Here is a 23,143-nt window from a genome sequence, read left to right on the forward strand (position 1 = left end):
AGGCGGGCCGGCAGCTCAGCGCGGGGAGAGATCCTTGCGCAGGACGATCGCATCGACCGCCGGGGCGCCCGCTCGGGCATAGTAGCGCGGCCGGCGGCCCGCCATGGCGTAGCCCGCGGCCTCGTAGAGCGCGCGGGCCGCGGTGTTGATGGTTGCAACCTCGAGAAATATCTCGACCACGCCGTGGCTTGAGGCCGTTTCCTCAAGCTCCGCGAGAAGGCTTCGCGCGATGCCCCTGCGTCGCGCGGCCGGATCGACGGCGAGGGTGAGCAGCTCGGCCTCCGGCCCGGCGATGCGGCCGAGCGCGAAGCCCTCGGGGCGGCAGAGGAGGAGGACGCCCGGCTGGCCTTCGAGGGCGGCAAACTCGTCGCGGGTCCAGGGGCGGGGGGTGTCGGTGAAGCTCAGCGCGTGGATGCGGGCGAGCGCATCGGGGTTCACCGCGGCGGTTCCGCGTCGAGCAGGACGGGCGGCACCACCGAGGAGGGCGCGGCATCGGCGGGGCGGAGATAGAGCGGCACCGGGCGCGGTGCGTCGGGCGCGATGCGGCCCATGGCGGCGGCGGCGATGGCGCGGGGATCGGCGAGCGATGCCTCCGCACCCGCGTGAAGCCCGAGGCTGCCGGCGGCCTCCGCCGCGCCGAAGCCGAGGCAGAGCGTCGCCGGGTCGAGCGGCGGCAGCGCCTCGAGCCCGGTCACCGGCGGGGCGAGCGGCACGCCGTCGCGGAAGGCCTGGGCGAAGGGGGCGCCGCGGCGGTTTTCGGCAAGGACGAGGACGGGGCCGGGGCGGCCATGGGCGAGCGCCTCGAAGAGGCTGACGCCGATCGCGGGACGGCCGAGCGCGAGCGCGAGCCCGCGGGCCGCGGCGACCGAGAGGCGGATGCCGGTGAAATTGCCCGGGCCGGTGCCGACGGCGATGGCGTCGAGATCCGCCCAGCTTGTGCCCGCCGCCGCGAGCACCTCCTCGAGCAGCGGCAGCAGGCGTTCGGCCTGGCCGCGGGCCATCGGTTCGGCGCGGTGCGCGCGGGTTTCCGGGCCCTGACACAAAGCGGCCGCGCAGTGCGCGGCCGATGTGTCGAAGGCGAGGACGAGAGGGGTGGCGTCAGAGGCCAACCGGGCGCACCTCGACCACTTCGGGAATGTAATGCCGCAGCAGGTTCTCGATCCCCATCTTGAGCGTCATCGTCGAGGAGGGGCAGCCGGCGCAGGCGCCCTGCATGTGCAGGTAGACCACGCCGCGGTCGAAGCCGTGGAAGGTGATGTCGCCACCGTCCTGCGCCACGGCCGGGCGCACGCGGGTGTCGAGCAGATCCTTGATCTGGGTGACGATCTCGGCATCCGGCCCTTCGTGGTCGGCATGGCCGACGGAGCCTGCCTCGCCTTCCATCGCCGGCTGGCCGGACTGGAAGTGCTCCATCACCGCACCGAGGATCGCGGGCTTGATATGTGCCCAGTCAACGCCTTCGGCCTTGGTCACGGTCACGAAATCGGGGCCGAGGAACACGCCCGTCACATCGCCCGCGGCGAAGATGCGGCGCGCGAGCGGCGAGGACTGGGCCGCGGCCTCGGAGGGAAAATCCGCCGTGCCCGTGGCCATCACGGACTGTCCGGGCAGGAATTTCAGCGTGGCCGGGTTCGGGGTGGATTCGGTCTGGATGAACATCTGGGTCTCCCGTCGTCACGGGCTTATCTGCGCCGTGCGGGGCCTCAAGTCAAGGGCAGTCTGGAATCATTCCAGATTGCGGGTTCAGGTGACGGCGACGATTTCCTCCTTGGTCATCGAGCCCGGAACGATGGTGACGGGAACGTGGAGCTCGGCCATCCGGCGGCCGGTGAGCGCCGAGACGACCGGGCCGGGCCCGCCCTTGCCGGTGCCCGCGCCGAGCACGAGGATGCCGATCTCGGGGTTCTCGCGCAGGTGGGCGAGCACGGCGTCGACCTTGTCGCCCTCGCGGATCGCCAGCGTCGGCGAGATGCCCTCGCGCTTTTCCATCCGGTCCTTGAAGACCTGGAAATGCGCCTCGATCTTCTCGTGCGCCTCGGCGCGCATCACGTCGGCGACCCCCATGAAATGCTGGAATTCCTCGTTGGCGATGATGGCGAGCATCTCGACGGCGCCGCCGGTCTTGGCGGCCCGGATCGCCGCGTAGCGCATGGCGTTCAGCATCTCGGGCAGATCGTCAAGAATGATGAGAAACGTGCGCATCCCAGGCCTCGATGGACTCCTTCGGGCCGGGATCATCCGGCATGGCTGCGCCCGGCGCAACTGCTTTCGGTGCAGGGCGGTGTTGCGGCGGATGCACGTTCCGCGAGCGCCCGGCGCTGGCGGCGACCCGCCCGCGCGGGAGAGGCGGGCTTGCGCGGTGCGGCGCCGGCGGACTAGTCAGGGCCGGCAGGGAAGCGTGGTGCAGTGCAGCGGAAAGGGGCCTCAGGTGCAGTTCTCGACGGTATCGCTGGGGCTTGAGAGCCCCGAGGTGGTGGCGCGCTTCGCCGGGCACTATCTCGCGGCAGGCGCGAAACGGGTGACGGTGTTTCACGACGGGCCGCTGCCCGAGGGCTGGCCGGCGCCGCGGGAGGGGCTCGAGATCATCGCCTGCGACGATGCGTTCTGGGCGGCGCAGGGCGGGCGGCCCGAGGCGCTGGAGGAGCGTCAGGCGGCGGTCTATGCCGTCGGGCTCGCGCGCTGCCCGAGCCCCTGGATGCTCGCCGCCGATCTCGACGAGTTCGTGTTCGGCGAGACCTCCGTCGCTGCGTTTCTCGCCGCGGTGCCGGAGGCGTGCGAGGCGGTCCGCATTCCGGTGGCGGAGGCGGTCTGGGGGCCGGGGGACGATCCGGGCGAGCCCTGGGGCAGCTCCTATTTCCGGCTGCCCTGGCGCTCGGGGCGGCTCTGGCGGCTGGGCGGCCGGCTGGTCTACGGCGATGTGGCGCGGTTCATGCGCGCCGGGCTGCTCGGCCATGTGGACGGCAAGCAGTTCATCCGCACCGGGCGGGCCTACAGCCGGATCGGCAATATCAACACCCGGCGCGACGGCGTGGTGGTGACGCGGACGGCGCGGGAGCTGGGCCCCGGCTGTCAGGGGCTCTATCTCGGGCATTTCGACGCGATCGGGTTCGAGCGCTGGAGCACGAAGTGGCGGCTCAGGCAGGCGCGGCTCGCGGTCAACATGAGTGCCGCGCGCGAGGCGCAGATGGCGATGATCCTCGCGGCGCTCGATGCGGGCGAGCCGGAGGCGCGGCGGGTCTTCCGGCGCTTCTTCGGGATCAGCCGGGCGCAGCATGCGCTGCTGGCGGCGCTCGGCTGCTGTTTCCGGCGCCGCCTCTTCGACTGAGGCGGGCTCAGCGGCTCCGGATCATGCCGACGATGTCGTAGGTCCGGTCGAGGATCGGGGCCGCGATGGCGTGGGCCCGGTCCGCGCCGGCGCCGAGGATGCGGTCGATTTCGGCCGGGTCGCCGAGATACTCGGTCATCCGCGCGGTGATCGGGCCGAGATGGGCGACGGCGAGATCGGCGAGCGCGGGCTTGAAGGCCGAGAAGGGCTGGCCGGCATGCTCGGCGATCACCGCCTCGGGCGTCGTATCGGCCAGGGCTGCGTAGATGTTGACGAGGTTGCGGGCCTCGGCGCGGTCCTTCAGCCCCTCGAGATCGGAGGGCAGCGGCTCGGGGTCGGTGCGGGCCTTGCGGATCTTCTGGGCGATGGCGTCGGCATCGTCGGTGAGGTTGATCCGGCTCATGTCGGAGGGGTCGGACTTCGACATCTTCTTCGTGCCGTCGCGCAGCGACATGACGCGGGTCGCCGCGCCCTCGATCACCGGCTCGGGGCTCGGGAAAAACTCGAGGCCGAAATCGTGGTTGAACTTCGCCGCGACGTCGCGGGTGAGCTCGACATGCTGTTTCTGGTCCTCGCCGACGGGCACATGCGTCGCGTGGTAGAGCAGGATGTCGGCGGCCATCAGCGCGGGATAGGCGTAGAGGCCGAGGCTCGCGTTTTCGGAGTTCTTGCCGGCCTTGTCCTTGAACTGGGTCATCCGGTTCATCCAGCCGAGGCGGGCGACGCAGTTGAAGATCCAGGCGAGCTGGGCATGGCCCGGCACCTGGCTCTGGTTGAAGAGGATCGAGCGGGCGGGGTCGAGGCCGCAGGCGAGGTAGGCGGCGGCGAGCTCGCGGGTCGCGCGGGTGAGCTTCCCGGGGTCCTGCCAGACCGTGATCGCGTGCATGTCCACGATGCAGTAGATCGTCTCGACACCGGTGTCCTGGACCTTGGCAAACCGGCGGAGGGCGCCGAGGTAGTTGCCGAGCGTCAGGTTGCCCGAGGGCTGGATGCCCGAGAACACGCGGGGAGCGAAGGCGCTGGTGCTGGAGGTCGCCTCGGTCATGGTCTCAATCTCTTCCTGTCGTCGTCTGCGTCTGGCGGCCGGGCGCTTATTGCCCTTCGGCCGCGCGGCGTCAACAACAAGGGGCGGGCCGGATCGGATGCCGGATGCCGGGCGCGAAAGAGGTCCGGCATCCGGTGACCCCGGCCGCAGCGGGGTGTGACGGATGGTGCGGCCAGGGGCCTTCCGGCCGGGCGCCGGCCGGGTCGCGGCGCCGGCCCGAAGCGGCAGGACGGCGGATCCTCAGGTGAGGATCTTCAGGTGGTGGCGGTCCAGGCGGTCGAGCCCGGCGCCGTAGAGCAGGATGCGCCGCCCGCCGTAATCGATGCGCGCGACGAAACACGAGACATGGGTGATGCGGACATCCGACGGCGCGAGCCCGGAGCCGGAAAGGTCGATCCGGAGCCGGTCGCGGTCGATGTCGAAGTGGCGGACCGCCGGGGCGGCCGTTTCATCCTCCCGGCGGGGATACGCGCGGTGCGGCATCGGGGCTCTTCCTGTGCTGATGCAGGTTCGGGCGTCGCGCGGACGCCACGGTAAATCAACGCCCCGCTGCGGTGGTTCCGGCGCAGTTGATTAAAATTATCCATTTCGGCCCGCAGAGTGGCCCGTGGCCGTTTCCGTGGCGGGCAGGTGCGCGGGGGTGATTGACCGGATTATGCTGCTGCCCCAGTATTCCCGGTAACAGCCGCATTACGGCCGGTGCCTTGGGGGGAAGCCATGGACAGACCGAGTTTCACCCTCGGGATCGAGGAGGAATACCTTATCGTCGACCGCGCGTCGCGGGATCTCGTGGCCGAGCCCGACCCGGCTTTCTTCGAGGCCTGCAGCGGCGTGCTCGGCGACCGGGTGGCGGCGGAATTCCTGCAATGCCAGATCGAGGTCGGCACCGAGCCGCACCGTTCGGTGGGCGATGCGGTGGACGAGCTGCGGCGTCTGCGGCGGGAGGTGTCGCAGGCGGCGGAGGGCTTCGGCTATGCGGTGATCGCGGCCTCGACGCATCCGTTTGCCAAGTGGCGGCGCCAGAGCCACACGCGCAAGGAGCGCTATGCCGGGCTCTGGAGCGACATGGGCCTGCCGGCCTGGCGGCTGCTGATCTGCGGGATGCACATGCATGTCTGCATCGAGGACGAGGACCAGCGCATCGACCTGATGAACCAGATGTCGTATTTCCTGCCGCATCTGCTCGCGCTCTCCGGCTCCTCGCCCTACTGGGAGGGGCGGGACACCCAGCTTTCGAGCTACCGGCTGACCGTGTTCGACGCGATGCCGCGCACCGGGTTGCCGGACCAGCTTGCGAGCTTCTCGGAATACCGTCGCCTCGTCGAGCATCTGGTCTCGGCGGGCTGCATCGAGGACGGCACCAAGATCTGGTGGGACATCCGGCCCTCGGCGCGTTTCCCGACGCTCGAGCAGCGGGTGACGGACGTCTGCCCGCGGCTTTCGGATGTCGCGGCGCTGGCCGCCCTCTATCAGTCGCTGCTCGCCTGGCTCTTCCGGCTCCGGACCCGCAACCAGCGCTGGCGGATCTATCCCAACACGCTCGTGCGCGAGAACCGCTGGCGGGCGCAGCGCTACGGGGTCGAGGGCCAGCTCGTCGACCACGGCTTCGGCAAGGCGGTGCCGGTGCGCGATCTGGTTGAGGAGCTGCTCGAGATGCTGGCCGACGATGCCGCGGCGCTCGGCTGTTCGCGCGAGCTCAGTGGGCTCCGGCGGATCGCGGCGGAGGGCAGCTCGGCGGTGCGGCAGCGCGCGGTCCATGCCGAGGCGATGCGGCAGGGCGCGGAGGACGAGGAGGCGCTGCGCGCGGTGGTGGACAGCCTGATCGCGGAGTTCACCCTGCCCTGAGGGGCGGGCCGGTCGGGGCCCGGGCGGGGCTGGTGCGGGGGCGGCAGGCCCTCCGCTCCTGTGCCTTCCTGCGGCATTGCAACGCTGCGAGGCATCGCGCAAGGTGACCGCGATTATAGGGAGATCTTTCGACATGATACGATTGACTGTCCTGGGCGGCCTGGCACTCTCTGCCGCGCTGTCACCGGCATGGGCCGAGGTTTCCAGCGAGACCGTCAAGGCGCTTGGCGCGCCCGACAGGCTCGAGACTTCGGTCGGAACGCTGGACTTCAAGGACGGCGCCCCGAGCGCCGACACCGCGCAGAAGGTCTTCGATGCACTCGATTTCACCCGCGCGCTGAACGTCTACAACAACAGCTTCCGCGGCGCCTCGGCGCTGGCCCTCCTCAAGGGCGCCGCCAGCATCGGCGCGAAGGACAACGACGTCATCATCTTCTCCGAGCTGATGGATTCCAGTTCGCTCTATCTGACCGCCAACGCCGACACCGTCTATTATCTCAGCGGCATCAACCTGACGGACGGCCCGATGGTCGTCGAGCAGCCGTCGAACGCGGTCGGCACCATCAACGACATGTGGTTCTCCTGGATCATCGACATCGGCGCTCCCGGCCCGGACCGGGGTCTGGGCGGCAAGTACCTGCTCGTGGGCCCCGACTATGACGGGCCGCTGCCGGAGGGCGGCTACTTCATCGCGCATTCGAAGACCAATCACGTGCTCTATGCCTCGCGGGCCTACCTCGTCGACAGCGACCCGAAGCCGGCCGTGGACAACATCAAGGCGAACCTGAAGATCTACCCCTATGCTCCCGGCAGCTACGGCAGCAGCATCGCGCAGGCGCTGGAAGGCACCGTCAAGCTGGCCGGCGAGCCGAAGGTTCCCGAGACCACGTTCATCGAGGCAAGCGGCAAGTCGTACAACACGATTCCGCCCAGCGACTACGGCTTCTTCGAACTGATCAACGAGAACGTGCAGAACGAGCCCGCGACGAGCTACGACGTGGAACTCGCCGGCCAGCTTGCCGCCATCGGCATCGTCAAGGGCAAGGAGTTCGCGCCCGACGAGCGGATGAAGAAGATCCTCACCGATGCGGCCGCGGTCGGTCAGGCCACGGGACGCGTGCTGAACTGGCGTCCCTACGGGGCGCACCCCGACTGGGCCTACTACCCGGAGTCCATGTGGGGCAGCATGCTGTGGCAGGGCGGCGCCCATTTCGAGACCCCGCCGCCCGCCTTCGAGGACGGCATGTTCAAGCCCCATCCGCCGACCGGCGCACGCACCCTCGATTCGCGCACGGCCTTCTACTACGGCTATACCCTCGACAGCCCCGGCATGATCATGAACATCCCCGGGGTGGGATCGCAGTACCTGATGGGCTTTCTCGATGCCAACGGGGACCCGTATGACGGCGCGAAGACCTACAAGGTGACGCTGCCCAAGGACATCCCGGCCAAGGCGTTCTGGTCGCTCACGGTCTACGACAACCAGACGCGCTCGATGCTGCAGACGCCGCAGAAATACCCGCGTGCCGGCAGCCAGAGCTATCCCTCGCCGGCGGCGACCGAGGCCGAGGACGGCTCCACCACGGTCTGGTTTTCCCCCGAGCAGCCCGACGGGGTGGAGCGCGGCAACTGGATCCAGACCGACCCGGACAAGGGCTGGTTCACCATCCTGCGTCTCTACAGCCCGCTGCCGAGCTTCTTCGACAAGTCCTGGCAGCCGAGCGAGATCGAACCCGCCGGGTAAGCGCCCGCGGGCCGGAGGACGGAAAGTGCCGCGCGCTTCGGGCGGCGATCAGGCCCGAAGCGCGTCCGGCGCCTCCGCGGGGCGCCGGGCGAGGGCGCGGAAGCGGAGCGCGAGCACGCTGATCGAGAGGATGCTCGCGACGAGGATGCCCTGGTAGATGCCGGGCAGCCCGTGCCCGGCGGCGAAGGTGAAGAGCCAGGCGCAGGGCACCATCACGCCCATGTAGTTCATCAGCACGAGACTGGTCGGCACCCAGGTGTCGCCCCGGCCGCGGCAGGCGTTGTTGAGCACCGTCTGGCCGCCGTCGAAGACCATGGCGAGGGCGACCCAGCCCAGCACCGGCAGGGCCACGGCGGTGAGGGCGGGGTCGGAGGTGAAGAGCCGGAGCGGGATCTCGGGAAAGGCGGTGAGGCCGAGGGCGACGCAGCCGGTGAAGAGCATGGCGAGGGCGAGCCCGGCCCAGCCGGCCCGCGCGATGCCGGCCGCGTCGCGCCGGCCCCAGGCGTTGCCGACCCGGACCTGGGTGGCGCCGGCGATGCCATGCGCGATCATGAAGCTGAAGATGAGGAACTGGAAGAGCACGCCCTGGGCCGCGAGCGCCACCGGGCCGAGGCGGCCGACGAAGAGGGTCATCACGGTGAAGGAGGCGGCCTCGAAGAAGAAGGAGCTGCCCGAGGCGAGGCCGATCGCGGTCATCTCGCGGATGCGCGGCACCATCACCGCGCGGGCGCTGTCGCGGCCGATGCCGAGGCCGGGCGCTTCGCGCAGCCGGAAGCGGATGAAGAGAAAGCCCGCGCCGGCGGCGAGGGCTGCGGTGCCGACGGTGGCGAGGGCGCAGCCCGCGGCGCCGAGGGCGGGAAACGGCCCGATCCCGAGGACCAGCACGATGTTGAGGCCGAGATTGGCGATATTGGCGAGGGCGATGATCGCGAGCCCCACCACCGGGCGGTGCAGCGACTCGAGAAACGCCGTCGAGACCTGGGAGAGCGCGATGAAGGGGAGCGCGCAGGCGAGCAGCCCCGTCACCCGCGCCGCACGCGCCGCGAGCTCCGGGTCCTGGCCGGTCAGCAGGTAGACGTGTTCGGCGAACTGGAGCGCAAGGCACATCGCGAGCCCGGCGAGGGCGGCGAAGACGAGGCCGCGGCGCCAGATCGTGCCCGCCGCGGCGGAGTTGCCGCGGGCGGTTTCGCGGGCGACGAGCACCGGCACGCCGAGGAGCAGGCCCACCAGCATGCCGGTGAGGCTTTCCTGGATGGTCGACCCCAGCACGTAATCGGCGAGCTCGCCGGAGCCGACATGGCCGAGAACCACGATGTCGGCCGTGCTCATCGTGACCAGCCCGACGCGCGAGAGGATCATCGGCCCGGCGAGGACGAGGGTGCGCAGGACGTGATGGCGGAGGGGCTGGGGGGACGGCACGGCGGGGAAACTCACAGGTGAAATGGGGCATGGCCCCGGGCCGCGGGTCTTACGCCTCACGGCACGCGGGAGCAATTGCCGGCGGGCCGTTTTGCCAGGCATCCGGGAATGCGGTCACCATCGGCCGCGGGGATGCTGGCCCGGACGTGGCAAAAATGCTATGAGGGATGCGGGGGATCTTGATCGATGGATGCGTCCAGCGACACGGAGGGCATGTTTGAAGCCATTCGCCGCGCGGCTCTGGAGCCGGAGGCATGGTTCGATGTGCAGGAACGCACCGCGGCCTTCATGGGGGCGTTTTCAACACAGCTTGCCTCGGTCGATCATGCGCATGGCAATGCGACCTGGACCCGCACGACGCGGCGGCTCGAATACGACGACTATTTCTGCGAGATCATGCCGGATGCGGAGCCGGTCCATTTCGCGATGACGCATCCGAACTGGCGGGTGTTCTGCGATTACGACTACATCGACGAGCCGGCAATGGCGCGGAGCGAGTTCTACCGGCTCTGCCAATCCTTCAACCTCTCCTATCGCTTGGCGCTGCGGCTGGTGGACACGCCCGATGTCTCGCGCGCGCTGGTCTTTCTCTGGCGCACGGATCAGGGCCATGCCCAGAGGCAGGAGTTCGAGAAGCTCGGGCAGATCGAGCAGCAGCTCAGGCTTGCCGCGCATGTCTCCTCGACGCTTTCCGATGCCGCGGTGCCGATGCGGGGGCTGCTCGAGGGGCTGGAGCATGCCGCGGTCGCGGCGGCGATCCTCGAACCGGGCGGGCGGGTTCTGCATGCCAACGGCAGGGCGGAGGCGATCTTCCGGGCGGGCGACGGGCTCGGGGTGCGGCGCGGGCATCTCGAGGCGGGCCATGCCGCGAGCTCCCGCCAGCTCGTCTCGCTGATGGCAGGCGCGGGCCGGACGCTGCGCGACGCTGCGGGCGGGGCCGGCGGCGGCACGATCCGGATCCCGAGGCCCTCGCGCCGTGCGCCCTATGCGGTGACGGTTGCGCCGCTGGCGCAGGAGCACCGGTTTCTCGCCCCTGACCGCTGTCTTCTGCTGGCGCTGATCCGCGACCCCGCCGTGGCGGCCGCCGCGACCGCCGCCGGGATGCGCCAGGCCTTCGGCTTCACGGCGGCGGAGGCGGCCGTCTGCCAGATCTTCGTGCGCGGGGTGGCGATCCCCGAGATCGCGGCCCGCCGGGGCGTGGCCGAGGCCACCGTGCGCCAGCAGATCAAGACGGTCATGTCGAAGCTCGGGGTCTCGCGCCAGGCAGAACTCATGCGCCTGCTGCTGACCTTCGAGGGGCAGTAGGGCGGGCGCGCCGGCAGGGGCTGTCGGGCGGTGCCCGGTGCCCCGGCGGTATGGAGCGCCTGCTGGCGTCTGGTGGTCTCGCGCCGCCATGGCGTGCCGTCTGGCGGGCGGAGAGATGGGCGGTGCGCTGCGCAGGGGTTGCCGGGCCCGGAGTGCAGGGGATCGTCCCGAACCCGCCATAGGCCAGCAGAAGCACGATCGTGAAGGCCAGCATCAGCGATGAGGCCCAGCCGGCATGGGAGTAGCGGCCGAAGACGGCCTTGAAGCTCAGATCGTCGGGCTTTCGCTCGCCGAGATAGGCCTGCCAGCCGCCGGGCGCCTCGGCCGCGCCGTAGAGATAGGCCTCGAGCCGTTCGCTGTAGCGCCCGAGGGTGAGCAGGATCGCGTATTCGATCTTGAGCCGGAAGATCGCGGTCGCGGCGAGGGCGACGGCGAGCAGGAGGAGCAGACGCCGGGAGAGGATCGCGTCGCCCTGCGGCGCCTTGGTGAAGATCCAGGCGTAGAGCAGGGCGAGCCCGCCGATCACATAGACCTCGAAGCGCCAGATCTGCTGGAGCTGTTGCAGCATCTGCGCGCGGATCTCCGTCCATTCGGCGAGCGCGAAGGCCCTCTCCCGCTCCGCCGGGGTCGCTGGTGCTGCCGGAGTGTCGTTCATGGCCCGAGATTAGCCGAAGATCCGCGCAGGTCACGCGAATTTGCGGGTGAATCGCGGCGATCCCTTGCGCGCGAAGGTTGTGCGGCACGTGCGTGCCGATACGACTGGACGCAGAAACGGCGCTGACATAGACACAAGATTTATGAGCGATGACACAGACCTCCCCGACATCTCCGGTGGCGCGATCACGGTCGAGCCGCTTGGCCGCGCGCTTGGCGACCGGTATCTGACCTATGCGCTTTCGACGATCATGCACCGGGCGCTGCCGGATGCCCGGGACGGGCTGAAGCCGGTCCACCGGCGCATTCTCTATGCCATGCGCGGGCTGAAGCTCGATCCGAAGGGTGCGTTCCGCAAATGCGCCAAGATCGTCGGCGAGGTGATGGGCAATTACCATCCGCACGGCGACCAGGCGATCTATGACGCGCTCGTCCGGCTCGCGCAGGATTTCGCGGTGCGTTATCCGCTGGTGGACGGGCAGGGCAACTTCGGCAACATCGACGGCGACAACGCGGCGGCCCAGCGCTACACCGAAGCGCGGCTGACGGCGGCGGCGGAGGCCCTGATGGAGGGGCTTGCCGAGGACGCGGTGGATTTCCGGGACAATTACGATGGCTCGGAGACCGAGCCCGTGGTGCTGCCGGCGGCGTTCCCGAACCTGCTCGCCAACGGCTCCTCCGGCATCGCGGTCGGGATGGCGACGAACATTCCGCCGCACAATATCGAGGAGCTCTGCAACGCCTGTCTCCATCTCATCAAGTTCCCGAATGCCGGGGACGAGAAGCTGATGGATTTCGTGCAGGGCCCGGATTTCCCGACCGGCGGCATCATCATCGAGCCGCGGACGGCGATCAAGGAGGCCTATCGCACCGGGCGCGGCTCGATCCGGCTCCGCGCGCGCTGGGAGGTCGAGGAGCTCGGCCGGGGCCAGTGGCAGATCGTCGTCACCGAGGTGCCCTATCAGGTCCAGAAGGGCAAGCTCATCGAGCGGATCGCCGAGCTCATCAACGCGAAGAAGATCCCGATCCTGGCGGATGTGCGCGACGAGAGCGCGGAGGACATCCGCCTCATCCTCGAGCCGCGGACCCGCAGCGTCGATCCGGCGGTGCTGATGGAATCGCTCTTCCGCAACTCGGATCTCGAGACCCGGTTCGCGATGAACATGAACGTGCTGATCGACGGGCGGACGCCTAAGGTCTGCTCGCTCCGGGAGGTGCTGCGCGCCTTCCTCGATCACCGGCGCGACGTGCTGCTCCGGCGCTCGAACTTCCGGCTCGGCAAGATCGCCCAGCGGCTCGAGGTGCTGGAGGGCTATATCATCGCCTTCCTCAACCTCGACCGGGTGATCGAGATCATCCGCTTCGAGGACGAGCCGAAGGCGGTGCTGATGGCCGAGTTCGCGCTCACGGACGTGCAGGCCGAGGCGATCCTCAACATGCGGCTCCGCAACCTCCGCAAGCTCGAGGAGATGGAGCTCCGGCGCGAGCGGGACGAGCTGCGCAAGGAGCAGGAGGAGCTTCAGGCGCTGGTGGGCTCGGAGGAGCTCCAGTGGGCGCGGATCTCCGAGCAGCTCAGGGAGGTCAAGAAGCTCTTCGGCAAGGGCTCCGCGACCGGGGCGCGGCGCACGGATTTCGCCGATGCGCCCGAGATCGAGGACGTGCCGCTCGAGGCGATGATCGAGCGCGAGCCGATCACCGTCATCTGCTCGAAGATGGGCTGGATCCGGGCGATGAAGGGCCATATCGCCCCCGATGCCGAGCTCAAGTTCAAGGATGGCGACGGGCCGGGCTTCTTCCTCCATGCCGAGACGACCGACCGGCTCCTGATGCTCGCCACCAACGGGCGGCTGTTCACGCTCCAGGCTTCACAGCTGCCGGGCGGGCGCGGCATGGGCGAGCCTCTGCGGCTCATGGTGGACATGCCCAACGAGGTCGAGCCGGTGGCGCTGCGGGTGCATGTGCCCGGCGGGCGGCTGCTCGTCGCCTCGAGCGCGGGCGACGGGTTCGTGTTGCCCGAGGACGAGGCGATCGCGCAGAAGCGCGCCGGGCGGCAGGTGCTGAACGTGCGCGAGGGCGTGGTGGCGAAGGTCTGCCGGCCGGTTTCGGGCGATCATGTCGCGGTGGTGGGCGAGAACCGCAAGATGCTGGTCTTCCCGCTCTCGGAGCTCCCGGAGCTCGGCCGGGGCAAGGGGGTGCGGCTCCAGCGCTACAAGGACGGGGGCCTGAGCGACGCGGTGGTCTTCGAGCTTGCGGCGGGGCTTTCCTGGCCCGACACCGCCGGCCGGACCCGGACGGTGACGGAGTTCACCGAATGGCTCGGCGCGCGGGCCGGCGCGGGCCGCACGGCACCACGGGGCTTCCCGCGCGACAACCGCTTTCCCTGAGGTGTGAGGGGGGTATTTTCACGGTGAAAATAAGACCTCTCACCGTGACGATGCGGGCAAGTCATTGAAGTGACTGGGCTTGAGGTTTGAAAGCCGGCCTGGAGGGCTGTCAGTATTACCTTTTGGGGTGTTGGTGCAGGGGCAGGGGGAGGCTGTCTTGGTCCACGGCGATCGAGCGTTTGCGGTGGATCTGAACGGCCCGGACCAGCCATTCATCGGCTGGGGTCACGCCAGAATGCAGCTTCACCGAACTGGACACTCGTGCCTGTCGCGGCGCTCCCGATCTTCAGCAGGTCCGATGTCCGAATGCGGCGGGCTTCCGCAAGATCACGACCCTGGCCGAAGAGACGCGGTTCCTGCCCTGTTGATCGTTGGAGCGCGCTTCCCGACACCAATCCGCTGCGCGTTCGGTTGGCTGCGCGCCGCGCCACGCTATCTGGACCAGTATGAAACAGGTCCTCCTCTGCCTTAGCCTCCTGCTCGCCCCGTGCCAGGGTCTTGCGCAGGATATCGCGACCGAGGCCGATGCCTCGCCCACGCTGGCGGTCGAGGATGTGCCCGACGACACAGCCATCGCGGAGCGTCTGCGAGCCATCCTCGCGGCGCTCGAATTTGACGGGATCACTGTCAACGTCGACGCCGGGGTCGTTTCGCTCACGGGCGAGGTGGCGGACCCCTCCACCCGTGCGAAGGCCGAAAGCATAGCCGGGCGCCTCGAAGGCGTCGTCGCGGTGAACAACACCCTCGCGGAAACGGGCGACCTCGCGCGGCAGATCAACCCCGCGGTGGACCGCTTCCGGGCACGGATCGCGCAGCTGATCTCCCGTTTGCCGTTGTTTCTGCTGGCACTCGCCGTCCTCTCGGTCATCGTTGGGGCAGGGTTCCTGATAGCACGTCTGCGGTTCTGGGACCGGATCTCGCCCAATGCCTTCATAGCGGGCATCTACCGGCAGGCCTTCCGCGTCGCTTGCGGCATCGCGGGGATCGTGGTCGCGCTCGACGTCCTCGGGGCAGCTGCATTGCTGGGCACCATCCTCGGCGCCGCCGGGATCATCGGCCTGGCCATCGGCTTCGCGGTCCGCGACACGGTCGAGAATTTCGTGGCCTCCATCATGCTCAGCCTGCGCCAGCCGTTCCGCCCGAACGATCTGGTGGAGATCGAGGGCGACGTCGGCCGCGTCATCCGTCTGACCTCCCGAGCGACGATCCTGCTGTCGCTGGACGGGAACCACATCCGCATCCCGAACGCCACGGTCTTCAAGGGGAAGATCGTGAATTACACCCAGAACCCTGCGCGGCGGTTCACGTTCGACATCGGCATCGACCCCGACGCGGACCTCGAGGCAACGCGCGCCCTGGCACAAGCGGCCCTGAAGGCGCAACCATTCGTGCTCGACGATCCCGAGGAACTGGTCTGGATCGAGAACATCACCGAGGCCGGGGCGATCCTGCGCGTGACCGGGTGGATCGACCAGAACGCCACCGGCTTTGCCTCCGCGCGAGGCGATGCCATCCGCCTGGTCAAGACCGCCATCGAAGAGGCCGGTGTTGCGATCCCGGATACGACCTATCGCATCCGCCTCGAGGGGTCTGAAACGCCTCCGCTCACCTCTGGCCCGCAGCCGCGCAAGGCGCCGGTATCGCAGGCGCCCGCCGCGCTCAAGGAGCCCTCGGTGCATAAATCGGAAGAAGCTGCTCTCATCCCCCTTGTCGACGCCGAACGCCGAGACAGCAACGACCTCCTCGAGAGGAGTGCGCCCCGGGAGTAATCGGACGCGACCGGCCCGGAGCCGACATCGACCTTCTCCTTGCAGCGCTGCCTCGCGGCCCGTCGAACCTGCCGTTCGCTGCAAGTGCAAGGGTGAGCCGGTGCTCGTGCCTCTCCGCCGTGGACACGCCACCCGGTCGAAGCATCGTGCACCGATCGGGCATGTCTTTGCCGTTCGGAAACAGGCCATGGGCCTGACGATCCGAACCATCGGGATCGCAAGACGGGATCGCAAGAACCAAGGCTAAAACCGGCAGCGCCAGCTTCGCCTGCACCATCAGAAGGTTGGTTCGGATCCAGAACGCCGAGGTCGCATGAGCCAACGTGCATCAGGGAGCATGGGCAACAGAAGATGAACCCGGCGGATCATCACTCATGTCGCGCCAATCCCATCAATCGATCATTACAGAGCAGACATCTGATGGCGCAGCTTCAAGGAAGCCCACGCGTAGACTGTCCACAAAATGTGAAGAGGCCGCACGATCTCTCGCGCGCCCCCGGGTGCCATTGGCGGGTGAAGATCAGGAAACGGCTTCCTTGTTGACCCCGCCCTTCATGGCGATCTTGGTCATGCGGCGGTCGCCATCGTAGGTCTGGTCGAGGCACTTCTTGAGAACTGCCGCATCACCATCGAGACCGAGGCGGTTGGCGAAGGCGGCCAGCGTGCCGTAGCCTGCCAAGGCGTAGTGGACCATGCGCTGGTACTGCGGGATGATGGCGGCGTCGCGCACGTCCGGGTCGGTGATCTCGTCCGAGAGACCGTGGGCGCGGGCTTCCTTCACGAGGCCTTCCATGCCCTTGCAGTGCTCGGCGTTCGGCTTGATGCCGTGGTCGTTGCAGAGCTTTTCGATCTCGGCGATGCCGTCGGCGATGCCGTTGCCGCCGTCGATAAGGGCCTCGGACAGTTCCTTGTCCTGCGCCGCGCGGCCCAGCTCGTTCACAACGGACAGGGACTGCGTGTTGGCGCTCCAGATGTCCTGCAGCTGGTCGAGGTAGAGGTCCTTGAGCGAGTTCATTGCCATGTCGGTATCCTTTGTTTTGCTTCACGTCCCAACGGGTGGCGTCGCGGAAGGTTCCTCTGATCGCTCCGATATGGCTCCAGCCAACTGAATTAACCGCCTGTTCGGAATCACGTAAGGAAAGGAGCTTCCCGCATCCCGCACCTGCCCGGACCGCTGCCGTCTTCACGGTCGAACCCGGCTGAGACAGTGGGGCGCCAAGCAGTGAAACATAATGTGGGCTCGATCTGGACCAACGCGGTGTCGGTCAGCAAGGACGGCTCTGGACCGCTTTTTTGTGAGCCGTATTGCCTGCCTCCCCCGCAGATGCACCCCGAAAACTGCTGGCCCGGCGGCCCTGAGCGCCGCCGGGCCAGCGCCCGTCCGCCCCGTCGCGCGGCGCAGCCTCGGGAGGGGCAATCGCTGCCCGCGGACGGGCGATGGCCCTCTGGTGTGCCCGGACTTGAGGTCGCACTGCTCCGGAGACGGTTCTTCGGCGTGACCAGTCCGTCCGCGCGGCGGCCGTTTCAGTGGGAATGCGGGTGGTGGTGCGGCCTCGGGGGCGGGACGTTGTCGATGCCGGAGCTGCCCCAGGGGTGGCAGCGGGCGAGGCGGCGGAGGGTGAGCCAGCTGCCGCGGAACGCCCCGTGGGTCTCGAGGGCCTCGAGGGCATAGGCCGAGCAGGTGGGCTGGAAGCGGCAGGAATGGCCGACCCAGGGCGAGAGCAGCAGGCGGTAGGCGCGGATGGGCAGGGCTGCGATATGGGCGAGCGGGCTCATCGGCGCCTCAGGGCTGCCGGGGCTTGCCGCCCTTGCCGGGCGCGTGGATCGCGGCGAGCGCGGCGCGGAGATCGTCGCAGAGCGCGGTGAAGGCACGGGCGGCGGTCTCGTCGCGGCGGCCGACCAGGACGTAATCCCAGCCCTCATGGCCCGCTTCGGGCAGGACGAGGCGCGCGATCTCGCGCAGCCGGCGCTTGGCGCGGTTGCGGGCGACGGCGTTGCCGACCTTCTTGGAGCAGGTGAAGCCCACCCGGATGCCCGGGACGCCTTCCTCGGGCGCGCGGCGGCGGGCCTGCAACAGGAAAGCGGGCCGCGGCTGGCGCCGGGCCCGTGCAGCGGCCAGAAAATCCGGCCGTTTCCTCAGGATCGCGAGCGCGGGGCGGCCCGGGCCGGTCTCCGCGGCGGGCGGAGTTGCGGCGAGCCCGGTCATCGGTGCCCCGCGGTCTCGGATCAGGCGGAGAGGACCTTGCGGCCCCGCGCCCGGCGGCGATTGAGGATGATGCGGCCCGCCTTGGTGGCCATGCGGGCGCGGAAGCCGTGACGGCGCTTGCGAACGAGGTTGCTCGGCTGGAAAGTGCGTTTCATCTCTGACGTCTCCTGAACTTGCCGGCGGGACAGCCCGCCGGGAGACGCCGCGATGCGAGGGTGCGCGCACGGCGTCCGGAATTTCGAAGCATGGCCTTTAATGCAGACCGGCTGTGCAAGTCAATTCTTCCGCGCCGGAAAACGTGCATTTCCTGAAACATTTCCCGCGGGGAGATCAAGGCTCTGTGAGAGCGGTAACGGAGGGGTGCGGCGGGGCGGAGGGCAGGGCATGAGAACGGGGACCGCACGGGAGAAGGCAGGTGAAGGACATGACGGAGAGGCGAGGGGCCGGCCCCGAGCTTTCGCTGCGACGGGCGCTGCCGCTCCTGGCGTTGGGCCTCGCGGCGCTGGCGGCGCTCTGGCTGTGGGGCGATGTGCTGCGATTCGAAACGCTTCGTGACAATCGCGCGGAGCTTCTCGCCTGGCGGGACGGGCATCTGGCGCTGGCGGCGGCGGCCTTCCTCGCGGCTTACGTCACCGTGGTGGCGCTTTCGCTGCCGGGGGCGGCGGTGATGACGCTGGCGGGCGGCTTCCTCTTCGGTGTGGCCGGCGGCACGGCGCTGGCGGTTCTGGGCGCGACACTCGGGGCGACGGCGGTGTTCCTCGCCGCGCGGCACGGGTTTGGCGCTGCACTTCACGCCCGGCTCCGGGCGCGCGGCGGCGACGGCGCGCTTCCGCGGATCGAGCGGGGCATCGCGGAGAATGCGGTGAGCTATCTGCTTCTGATGCGGCTCATGCCGGTGGTGCCCTTCTTCGTTGCCAATCTCGCGCCGGCGTTTCTCGGCGTCGGGACGCGGCTCTATGTGCTCACGACCTTCTTCGGCATCATTCCGGGCACGTTCGTCTATGCCTGGATCGGGGCGGGGCTCGGTGCGGTCTTTGCCCGCGGCGGGCAGCCGGATCTCGGGCTCCTCAGCGATCCGGTGGTGCTCGGGCCGCTCCTCGCGCTCTCGGCGCTCGCAACGCTGCCGCTGGTGCTGAAGCGCTGGCGCGGGCGGAAGGCCCGGCGGTGAAGGGCGCGGCGAGGGCCGATCTCTGTGTGATCGGCGCGGGCTCCGGCGGGCTTTCGGTCGCCGCGGGCGCGGCGCAGATGGGCGCCTCCGTCGTGCTGATCGAGGCAGGCGAGATGGGGGGCGACTGTCTCAACCACGGCTGTGTGCCCTCCAAGGCGCTGATCGCCGCCGCGGCGCATGCGCAGTCGCTCCGGGAGGGCGCGGCCTTCGGCATCGGCGCGGTGGAGCCGAAGGTGGATTTCGGCGCCGTTGCCGCGCATGTGGCGGGCGTGATCGCGGGTATCGCGCCGCACGACAGTCAGGCGCGCTTCGAGGGGCTTGGGGTGCGGGTGATCCGGGCGCGGGCGGCGTTCGTCGCGCCGCGGGTGGTGCGGGCGGGCGAGGCGGAGATCACGGCGCGACGTTTCGTGATCGCGACCGGCTCGCGGCCCGCTGTGCCGCCGGTGCCGGGCCTTGCGGCGGCGGGCTTTCTCACCAACGAGACGGTTTTCGGGCTGCGCGAGCGCCCGGAGCATCTGCTGGTGCTCGGCGGCGGGGCGGTCGGCATCGAGCTTGCGCAGGCGTACAGGCGGCTCGGGGCAAAGGTGAGCGTGATCGAGGCGGATCGGGCGCTCGGGCGCGAGGACCCGGAGCTTGCGGGCGTCGTGCTCGACCGGCTGCGGGCCGAAGGGGTCTCGATCCATGAAGGGGTGGCGGTGGCGCGGGTGGCGCGGCGGGCGGGCGGCATCGCGCTCGACCTCGCGGACGGGCGGCAGGTGGCGGGCTCGCATCTGCTGGTCGCGGCCGGGCGGGCGCCGAATGTCGAGGGGCTCGGGCTTGCGGAGGCGGGCGTGCGCGCGGGGCCGCGCGGGATCGAGGTCGATGGCGGGCTTCGGACCTCGAACCGGCGCGTCTTTGCCATCGGCGATGTGGCGGGCCAGGGCCAGTTCACCCATCTGGCCGGGGCGCAGGCAGGCCTGGTGCTCCGCGCCGCGCTCTTTGGCCTGCCGGTGCGCGCGGCGGGGCTGGTGGTGCCGCGGGTCCTCTATACCGGGCCGGAGCTCGCGCAGGTGGGGCTCACCGAGGCGGAGGCGCGCGCGCTTCATGGCGGGCGGATCGAGGTGATCCGCGAGCCCTTCGCGGCCAATGACCGGGCACGGGCGGAGGCGCGGACCGAGGGTCTTGTGAAGCTTGTGCTCCATCGCGGGCGGGTTGTCGGCGCCGGGATCGTGGGGCCGGAGGCGGGCGAGCTCATCGGGCTCTGGACGCTTGCGATCGGGGCGCGATTGAAGCTCTCGCGGATCGCGGGGATGGTGATGCCCTATCCGACGCTCTCGGAGATCTCGAAACGGGCGGCGGGCGTGCATTTCGCGCCGAGGATCTTCGGCAACCGCCGCGTCGCGCGGCTGGTGCGGCTGGTGCAGCGGCTGCCCTGACGGGCCGGCAGGGCTTTCGTCCGGCGGCGGGGGGCGGTAAGTTCGGCCCCCGACTGTCAGGAGGACGACGGAGCCCATGCCGCTTGCAGACATTTCCGCCCGTATCGAGCGCGCCGTTGCCGCGGCCGGACGGCCCGCCGGGTCGGTGAAGCTCATCGCGATCTCGAAGGTCCAGCCGCTCGAGCGGGTGCGGGCCGTGCTCGAGGCGGGCCAGAGGGTCTTCGGCGAGAACCGGGTGCAGGAGGCCGAGAGCAAATGGCCGGATTTCCGCGCGGAGTTCGGCGCGGTGGAGCTGCATCTGGTCGGGCCGCTGCAGACCAACAAGCTCGGCAAGGCGCTCGATCTCTTCGATGCGATCCACAGTCTCGACCGGCCGAGCCTTGCGAAGAAGCTCGCCCATGCGGTGCAGGCGCGCGGGGCCTGCCCGGAGCTCTTCGTGCAGGTCAACACCGGGCGCGAGCCGCAGAAGGCAGGGGTGGCGCCGGAGGATCTCGACGCCTTCCTCGCCGAGTGCCGCGGGCCGCTGGATCTGCCGGTGGCGGGGCTGATGGCGATCCCGCCCGCCGAGGCGGACCCGGAGCCGCATTTCCGCATGCTGGCCGATCTTGCCGCCGGGCACGGGCTCGACCGCCTCTCGATGGGGATGTCGGGGGATTTCGAGACGGCGATTGCCTGCGGGGCGACGCATGTGCGGGTGGGCTCGGCGATCTTCGGGGAGCGCACGACAGCGGCGGGCTGAGGCCGGCGACGACGCCGGTGACAGCGCCGCGGTTTCGCGCCATTGTCATGAAATTGTTGCAGGCCGCAGGCTATGTGCGGGCTGGATTTTTCCGGTGCGATCCGCGCCCGATATCGCTTGCCACGAGAGAGACGGATGCCATGACAGACACGCTGAACCCCCAGGACGGGATGGACTGGCTCGAGGCGGAACTCGCCGACACGCTTGACGAGGATTACGAGCTCGAGATTTCCGAACCCGCCCTTTCGATGGAAATCCGCAAGATCTACCAGAAGGCGCATCCGCCCTCGATTCCGCGCGCCGACTATTTCCGGGCGCTGCTGACGCTCCAGTCCGAGCTCATCAAGCTGCAGGACTGGGTGTCCTATCACCAGGAAAAGGTGGTGGTGATCTTCGAGGGCCGCGACAGCGCCGGCAAGGGCGGGGTGATCAAGCGCATCACCCAGCGGCTCAACCCGCGGGTCGCGCGCGTCGTCGCACTTCCGGCGCCCTCGGAGCGCGAGAAGAGCCAGTGGTATTTCCAGCGCTACGTGCCGCACCTTCCGGCCGGCGGCGAGATCGTGCTCTTCGACCGCTCGTGGTACAACCGCTCGGGCGTCGAGCGGGTGATGGGCTTTGCCTCCGAGGATCAGGTCGAGCAGTTCTTCAACGACGTGCCGGAATTCGAGCGGATGCTGGTGCGGTCCGGCATCCGGCTGGTGAAATACTGGTTCTCGATCACCGACGAGGAGCAGCAGATGCGCTTTCTCATGCGCATCCACGATCCGCTGAAGCAGTGGAAGCTCTCGCCGATGGACCTGCAGTCCCGCGTGCGCTGGGAGCAGTATACCAAGGCCAAGGAAGAGACCTTCGCGCGTACGAACATTCCCGAGGCGCCCTGGTATATCGTCGAGGGCAACGACAAGAAGCGGGCGCGGCTCAACTGCATCGACCATCTGCTGCACCAGATCCCCTACGGCCCGGTGCCGCATGAGGAAATCGCGTTGCCCGAGCGGGTCTTCAACCCGAATTACGAGCGCAAGGTGCTGCCGCCCGAGCTCTACGTGCCGCAGAAATACTGAGGCCGCCCGCGGCGGTCTCCTGCCACTCCAGATTGTGAGGCCCTGGTGGCCGCTTCCGGTGCTATGCTCGCATGACGAGACCAGCCGGTTGCGGCCGCGCCGACTCGCCCCCCGAGGTCCCGGTTCCGGCCGCAGCACGTGCCAGACGGCTCCGCACGCACGGAGCGCTCAAGCCACGGGGAGGATGACATGGCTACGACTATCCGGAATCCCGGCTCCTGGAGCGTCGACCAGATCGGCGCCATGGGCCGTCACGTGGGGGCCTACACCGCCTCGGTCGGCAGTGACGAGACCGCCGAGCTGCCGCAGGTGCAGCGGCTTGGCTTCGAGGACCTGCATCTCGCGCTCCGGCGCGGCATGGAGGATTTCGCCGCCTGCCGCTCGGACGTGGCGTTTCTCTGTCTGCTCTATCCGGTCATCGGCATCGTGATGGCCTGGGTTGCCTTTCACAATGCCCTGCTGCCGCTCGTCTTTCCGATGATGGCGGGCTTCGCGCTCGTCGGGCCGGTGGCGGCCGTGGGGCTCTACGAGATGAGCCGGCGGCGGGAACGCGGCGAGCCGGCGAGCTTTGCCGATGCCTTCCGCGTGGCGGCCTCGCCCTCGTTCGGCGCGATCTTCGCGCTCGGGCTCATGCTCTTTGCGACCTTCATCGCCTGGATGATCCTGGCCGACCAGATCCACCAGCTCACGCTCGGGCCCGATGCGCCGGCCTCCTTCGGCATCTTCCTGACACAGGTCTTCACCACGGCGGAGGGCTGGACGATGATGGTGGTGGGGCTCGGCGTCGGGTTTCTCTTCGCCGCGGCGGTGCTCGCGACGAGCGTGATCTCCTTCCCGATGCTGCTCGACCGCAAGGTGGGGCTGCCGGTGGCGGTGGTGACCTCGATCCGGGTGACGCGGGAAAACCCCGGCGTCATCGGGGCCTGGGGCGCGATCGTTGCGGGCGCGCTGCTCGCGGGCTCGATCCCGGCGTTTCTCGGGCTCATCGTGGTGATGCCCGTGCTGGGCCACGCGACCTGGCATCTCTACCGCCGCGCGGTGGTCTGGCCGGATCGGGCCTGAGG

The 23,143-nt window shown here is 69.2% G+C and carries 23 protein-coding genes; 11 read left to right on the plus strand and 12 right to left on the minus strand.

Annotated elements, in window-relative coordinates:
• Nucleotides 1–15 precede the first annotated feature (15 nt).
• From ACF66B_RS01525 to ACF66B_RS01540, 4 genes are all read right to left on the minus strand, one after another.
• Nucleotides 16–438: a GNAT family N-acetyltransferase gene (locus tag ACF66B_RS01525; protein ID WP_111428581.1), complete on the minus strand. Its 423-nt coding sequence runs from the start codon at nt 436–438 to the stop codon at nt 16–18.
• A complete protein-coding gene (gene tsaB / locus ACF66B_RS01530) occupies nt 435–1,109 on the minus strand; it encodes a tRNA (adenosine(37)-N6)-threonylcarbamoyltransferase complex dimerization subunit type 1 TsaB (protein ID WP_111428580.1) in 675 nt (224 codons plus the stop codon). The genes ACF66B_RS01525 and tsaB overlap by 4 nt, the downstream gene beginning before the upstream one ends.
• The gene (locus ACF66B_RS01535; RefSeq protein WP_111428579.1) at nt 1,099–1,659 is read right to left on the minus strand and encodes a NifU family protein; all 561 of its coding nucleotides are present in this window, start codon (nt 1,657–1,659) and stop codon (nt 1,099–1,101) included. The genes tsaB and ACF66B_RS01535 overlap by 11 nt, the downstream gene beginning before the upstream one ends.
• 84 nt (nt 1,660–1,743) lie before the next feature.
• Nucleotides 1,744–2,202: a universal stress protein gene (locus ACF66B_RS01540; protein ID WP_111428578.1), complete on the minus strand. Its 459-nt coding sequence runs from the start codon at nt 2,200–2,202 to the stop codon at nt 1,744–1,746.
• A gap of 226 nt (nt 2,203–2,428) precedes the next feature.
• Between ACF66B_RS01540 and ACF66B_RS01545 the strand changes: the two genes are divergently transcribed.
• Nucleotides 2,429–3,325 (plus strand): hypothetical protein, encoded by an 897-nt coding sequence (locus tag ACF66B_RS01545; RefSeq protein WP_111428577.1) that lies wholly within the window; start codon nt 2,429–2,431, stop codon nt 3,323–3,325.
• Between the two features lie 7 nt (nt 3,326–3,332).
• Here the strand turns inward: ACF66B_RS01545 and trpS are convergent, their stop codons facing one another.
• Together trpS and ACF66B_RS01555 are read right to left on the minus strand one after the other, a co-directional pair.
• The gene (gene trpS / locus ACF66B_RS01550) at nt 3,333–4,370 is read right to left on the minus strand and encodes a tryptophan--tRNA ligase (protein ID WP_111428576.1); all 1,038 of its coding nucleotides are present in this window, start codon (nt 4,368–4,370) and stop codon (nt 3,333–3,335) included.
• Between the two features lie 240 nt (nt 4,371–4,610).
• Nucleotides 4,611–4,853, minus strand: coding sequence for a hypothetical protein (locus ACF66B_RS01555; protein WP_111428575.1), 243 nt, complete (start codon nt 4,851–4,853; stop codon nt 4,611–4,613).
• 234 nt (nt 4,854–5,087) lie between these two features.
• Here ACF66B_RS01555 and ACF66B_RS01560 point away from each other — a divergent pair, with 234 nt between their 5' ends.
• Nucleotides 5,088–6,215: a carboxylate-amine ligase gene (locus tag ACF66B_RS01560; RefSeq protein ID WP_111428574.1), complete on the plus strand. Its 1,128-nt coding sequence runs from the start codon at nt 5,088–5,090 to the stop codon at nt 6,213–6,215.
• Nucleotides 6,216–6,348: 133 nt separating this feature from the next.
• Nucleotides 6,349–7,959, plus strand: coding sequence for a DUF1254 domain-containing protein (locus ACF66B_RS01565; protein ID WP_111428573.1), 1,611 nt, complete (start codon nt 6,349–6,351; stop codon nt 7,957–7,959).
• Between the two features lie 48 nt (nt 7,960–8,007).
• On the opposite strand, the gene ACF66B_RS01570 is transcribed toward ACF66B_RS01565, so the two are convergent.
• Entirely contained in the window at nt 8,008–9,378 is a 1,371-nt protein-coding gene (locus tag ACF66B_RS01570; RefSeq protein ID WP_162683156.1) for an MATE family efflux transporter, read from the minus strand.
• A gap of 213 nt (nt 9,379–9,591) precedes the next feature.
• Between ACF66B_RS01570 and ACF66B_RS01575 the strand changes: the two genes are divergently transcribed.
• On the plus strand, nt 9,592–10,683 hold the full coding sequence (locus ACF66B_RS01575) for a LuxR C-terminal-related transcriptional regulator (RefSeq protein ID WP_162683155.1): 1,092 nt from the start codon (nt 9,592–9,594) through the stop codon (nt 10,681–10,683).
• Here the strand turns inward: ACF66B_RS01575 and ACF66B_RS01580 are convergent.
• The gene (locus ACF66B_RS01580) at nt 10,649–11,338 is read right to left on the minus strand and encodes a hypothetical protein (RefSeq protein ID WP_111428570.1); all 690 of its coding nucleotides are present in this window, start codon (nt 11,336–11,338) and stop codon (nt 10,649–10,651) included. The two genes, ACF66B_RS01575 and ACF66B_RS01580, sit on opposite strands and share 35 nt — an antisense overlap.
• 142 nt (nt 11,339–11,480) lie before the next feature.
• Here ACF66B_RS01580 and parC point away from each other — a divergent pair, with 142 nt between their 5' ends.
• Both parC and ACF66B_RS01590 read left to right on the plus strand, forming a co-directional pair.
• Nucleotides 11,481–13,721 carry a DNA topoisomerase IV subunit A gene (gene parC, locus ACF66B_RS01585; protein WP_111428569.1) on the plus strand — a complete coding sequence of 747 codons (2,241 nt, stop codon included), beginning with the start codon at nt 11,481–11,483 and terminating at the stop codon, nt 13,719–13,721.
• Between the two features lie 446 nt (nt 13,722–14,167).
• Nucleotides 14,168–15,490, plus strand: coding sequence for a mechanosensitive ion channel family protein (locus ACF66B_RS01590; protein WP_111428568.1), 1,323 nt, complete (start codon nt 14,168–14,170; stop codon nt 15,488–15,490).
• Nucleotides 15,491–16,010: 520 nt separating this feature from the next.
• Here ACF66B_RS01590 and ACF66B_RS01595 read toward each other — a convergent pair.
• The 4 genes from ACF66B_RS01595 to rpmH all read right to left on the minus strand — a co-directional run bounded on the left by ACF66B_RS01595 (nt 16,011) and on the right by rpmH (nt 17,851).
• Nucleotides 16,011–16,511 (minus strand): ferritin-like domain-containing protein, encoded by a 501-nt coding sequence (locus ACF66B_RS01595; RefSeq protein ID WP_111428567.1) that lies wholly within the window; start codon nt 16,509–16,511, stop codon nt 16,011–16,013.
• 503 nt (nt 16,512–17,014) lie between these two features.
• A complete protein-coding gene (yidD, locus tag ACF66B_RS01600) occupies nt 17,015–17,266 on the minus strand; it encodes a membrane protein insertion efficiency factor YidD (protein ID WP_111428566.1) in 252 nt (83 codons plus the stop codon).
• 7 nt (nt 17,267–17,273) lie between these two features.
• A complete protein-coding gene (gene rnpA, locus ACF66B_RS01605; RefSeq protein WP_111428565.1) occupies nt 17,274–17,696 on the minus strand; it encodes a ribonuclease P protein component in 423 nt (140 codons plus the stop codon).
• Nucleotides 17,697–17,716: 20 nt separating this feature from the next.
• Nucleotides 17,717–17,851 (minus strand): 50S ribosomal protein L34, encoded by a 135-nt coding sequence (rpmH, locus tag ACF66B_RS01610; RefSeq protein WP_111428564.1) that lies wholly within the window; start codon nt 17,849–17,851, stop codon nt 17,717–17,719.
• A gap of 269 nt (nt 17,852–18,120) precedes the next feature.
• Between rpmH and ACF66B_RS01615 the strand changes: the two genes are divergently transcribed.
• From ACF66B_RS01615 to ACF66B_RS01635, 5 genes are all read left to right on the plus strand, one after another.
• Nucleotides 18,121–18,864, plus strand: a complete 744-nt coding sequence (locus tag ACF66B_RS01615; protein ID WP_111428937.1) for a TVP38/TMEM64 family protein — start codon at nt 18,121–18,123, stop codon at nt 18,862–18,864.
• Nucleotides 18,861–20,279: a dihydrolipoyl dehydrogenase family protein gene (locus tag ACF66B_RS01620; protein ID WP_392663789.1), complete on the plus strand. Its 1,419-nt coding sequence runs from the start codon at nt 18,861–18,863 to the stop codon at nt 20,277–20,279. The genes ACF66B_RS01615 and ACF66B_RS01620 overlap by 4 nt, the downstream gene beginning before the upstream one ends.
• 76 nt (nt 20,280–20,355) lie before the next feature.
• Nucleotides 20,356–21,018 carry a YggS family pyridoxal phosphate-dependent enzyme gene (locus tag ACF66B_RS01625; RefSeq protein WP_111428563.1) on the plus strand — a complete coding sequence of 221 codons (663 nt, stop codon included), beginning with the start codon at nt 20,356–20,358 and terminating at the stop codon, nt 21,016–21,018.
• Nucleotides 21,019–21,158: 140 nt separating this feature from the next.
• Nucleotides 21,159–22,079, plus strand: coding sequence for a polyphosphate kinase 2 (gene ppk2 / locus ACF66B_RS01630; protein WP_111428562.1), 921 nt, complete (start codon nt 21,159–21,161; stop codon nt 22,077–22,079).
• A gap of 189 nt (nt 22,080–22,268) precedes the next feature.
• The gene (locus ACF66B_RS01635) at nt 22,269–23,141 is read left to right on the plus strand and encodes a DUF2189 domain-containing protein (RefSeq protein WP_111428561.1); all 873 of its coding nucleotides are present in this window, start codon (nt 22,269–22,271) and stop codon (nt 23,139–23,141) included.
• Nucleotides 23,142–23,143: the final 2 nt, after the last annotated feature.

Source organism: Amaricoccus sp. B4, from assembly GCF_043226085.1.
GTDB lineage: Bacteria > Pseudomonadota > Alphaproteobacteria > Rhodobacterales > Rhodobacteraceae > Amaricoccus.

Bases quoted from the DNA above. Each gene is read 5' to 3' on its own strand.
- ACF66B_RS01590 (WP_111428568.1), top strand. From the start codon at position 14,168: ATGAAACAGGTCCTCCTCTGCCTTAGCCTCCTGCTCGCCCCGTGCCAG.
- ACF66B_RS01635 (WP_111428561.1), top strand. From the start codon at position 22,269: ATGGCTACGACTATCCGGAATCCCGGCTCCTGGAGCGTCGACCAGATC.
- yidD (WP_111428566.1), bottom strand. From the start codon at position 17,266: ATGAGCCCGCTCGCCCATATCGCAGCCCTGCCCATCCGCGCCTACCGC.
- ACF66B_RS01575 (WP_162683155.1), top strand. From the start codon at position 9,592: ATGTTTGAAGCCATTCGCCGCGCGGCTCTGGAGCCGGAGGCATGGTTC.
- ACF66B_RS01615 (WP_111428937.1), top strand. From the start codon at position 18,121: ATGACGGAGAGGCGAGGGGCCGGCCCCGAGCTTTCGCTGCGACGGGCG.
- parC (WP_111428569.1), top strand. From the start codon at position 11,481: ATGAGCGATGACACAGACCTCCCCGACATCTCCGGTGGCGCGATCACG.
- rnpA (WP_111428565.1), bottom strand. From the start codon at position 17,696: ATGACCGGGCTCGCCGCAACTCCGCCCGCCGCGGAGACCGGCCCGGGC.
- trpS (WP_111428576.1), bottom strand. From the start codon at position 4,370: ATGACCGAGGCGACCTCCAGCACCAGCGCCTTCGCTCCCCGCGTGTTC.
- ACF66B_RS01555 (WP_111428575.1), bottom strand. From the start codon at position 4,853: ATGCCGCACCGCGCGTATCCCCGCCGGGAGGATGAAACGGCCGCCCCG.
- ppk2 (WP_111428562.1), top strand. From the start codon at position 21,159: ATGACAGACACGCTGAACCCCCAGGACGGGATGGACTGGCTCGAGGCG.
- ACF66B_RS01625 (WP_111428563.1), top strand. From the start codon at position 20,356: ATGCCGCTTGCAGACATTTCCGCCCGTATCGAGCGCGCCGTTGCCGCG.
- ACF66B_RS01580 (WP_111428570.1), bottom strand. From the start codon at position 11,338: ATGAACGACACTCCGGCAGCACCAGCGACCCCGGCGGAGCGGGAGAGG.
- rpmH (WP_111428564.1), bottom strand. From the start codon at position 17,851: ATGAAACGCACTTTCCAGCCGAGCAACCTCGTTCGCAAGCGCCGTCAC.
- ACF66B_RS01535 (WP_111428579.1), bottom strand. From the start codon at position 1,659: ATGTTCATCCAGACCGAATCCACCCCGAACCCGGCCACGCTGAAATTC.
- ACF66B_RS01595 (WP_111428567.1), bottom strand. From the start codon at position 16,511: ATGGCAATGAACTCGCTCAAGGACCTCTACCTCGACCAGCTGCAGGAC.
- ACF66B_RS01560 (WP_111428574.1), top strand. From the start codon at position 5,088: ATGGACAGACCGAGTTTCACCCTCGGGATCGAGGAGGAATACCTTATC.
- ACF66B_RS01540 (WP_111428578.1), bottom strand. From the start codon at position 2,202: ATGCGCACGTTTCTCATCATTCTTGACGATCTGCCCGAGATGCTGAAC.
- ACF66B_RS01565 (WP_111428573.1), top strand. From the start codon at position 6,349: ATGATACGATTGACTGTCCTGGGCGGCCTGGCACTCTCTGCCGCGCTG.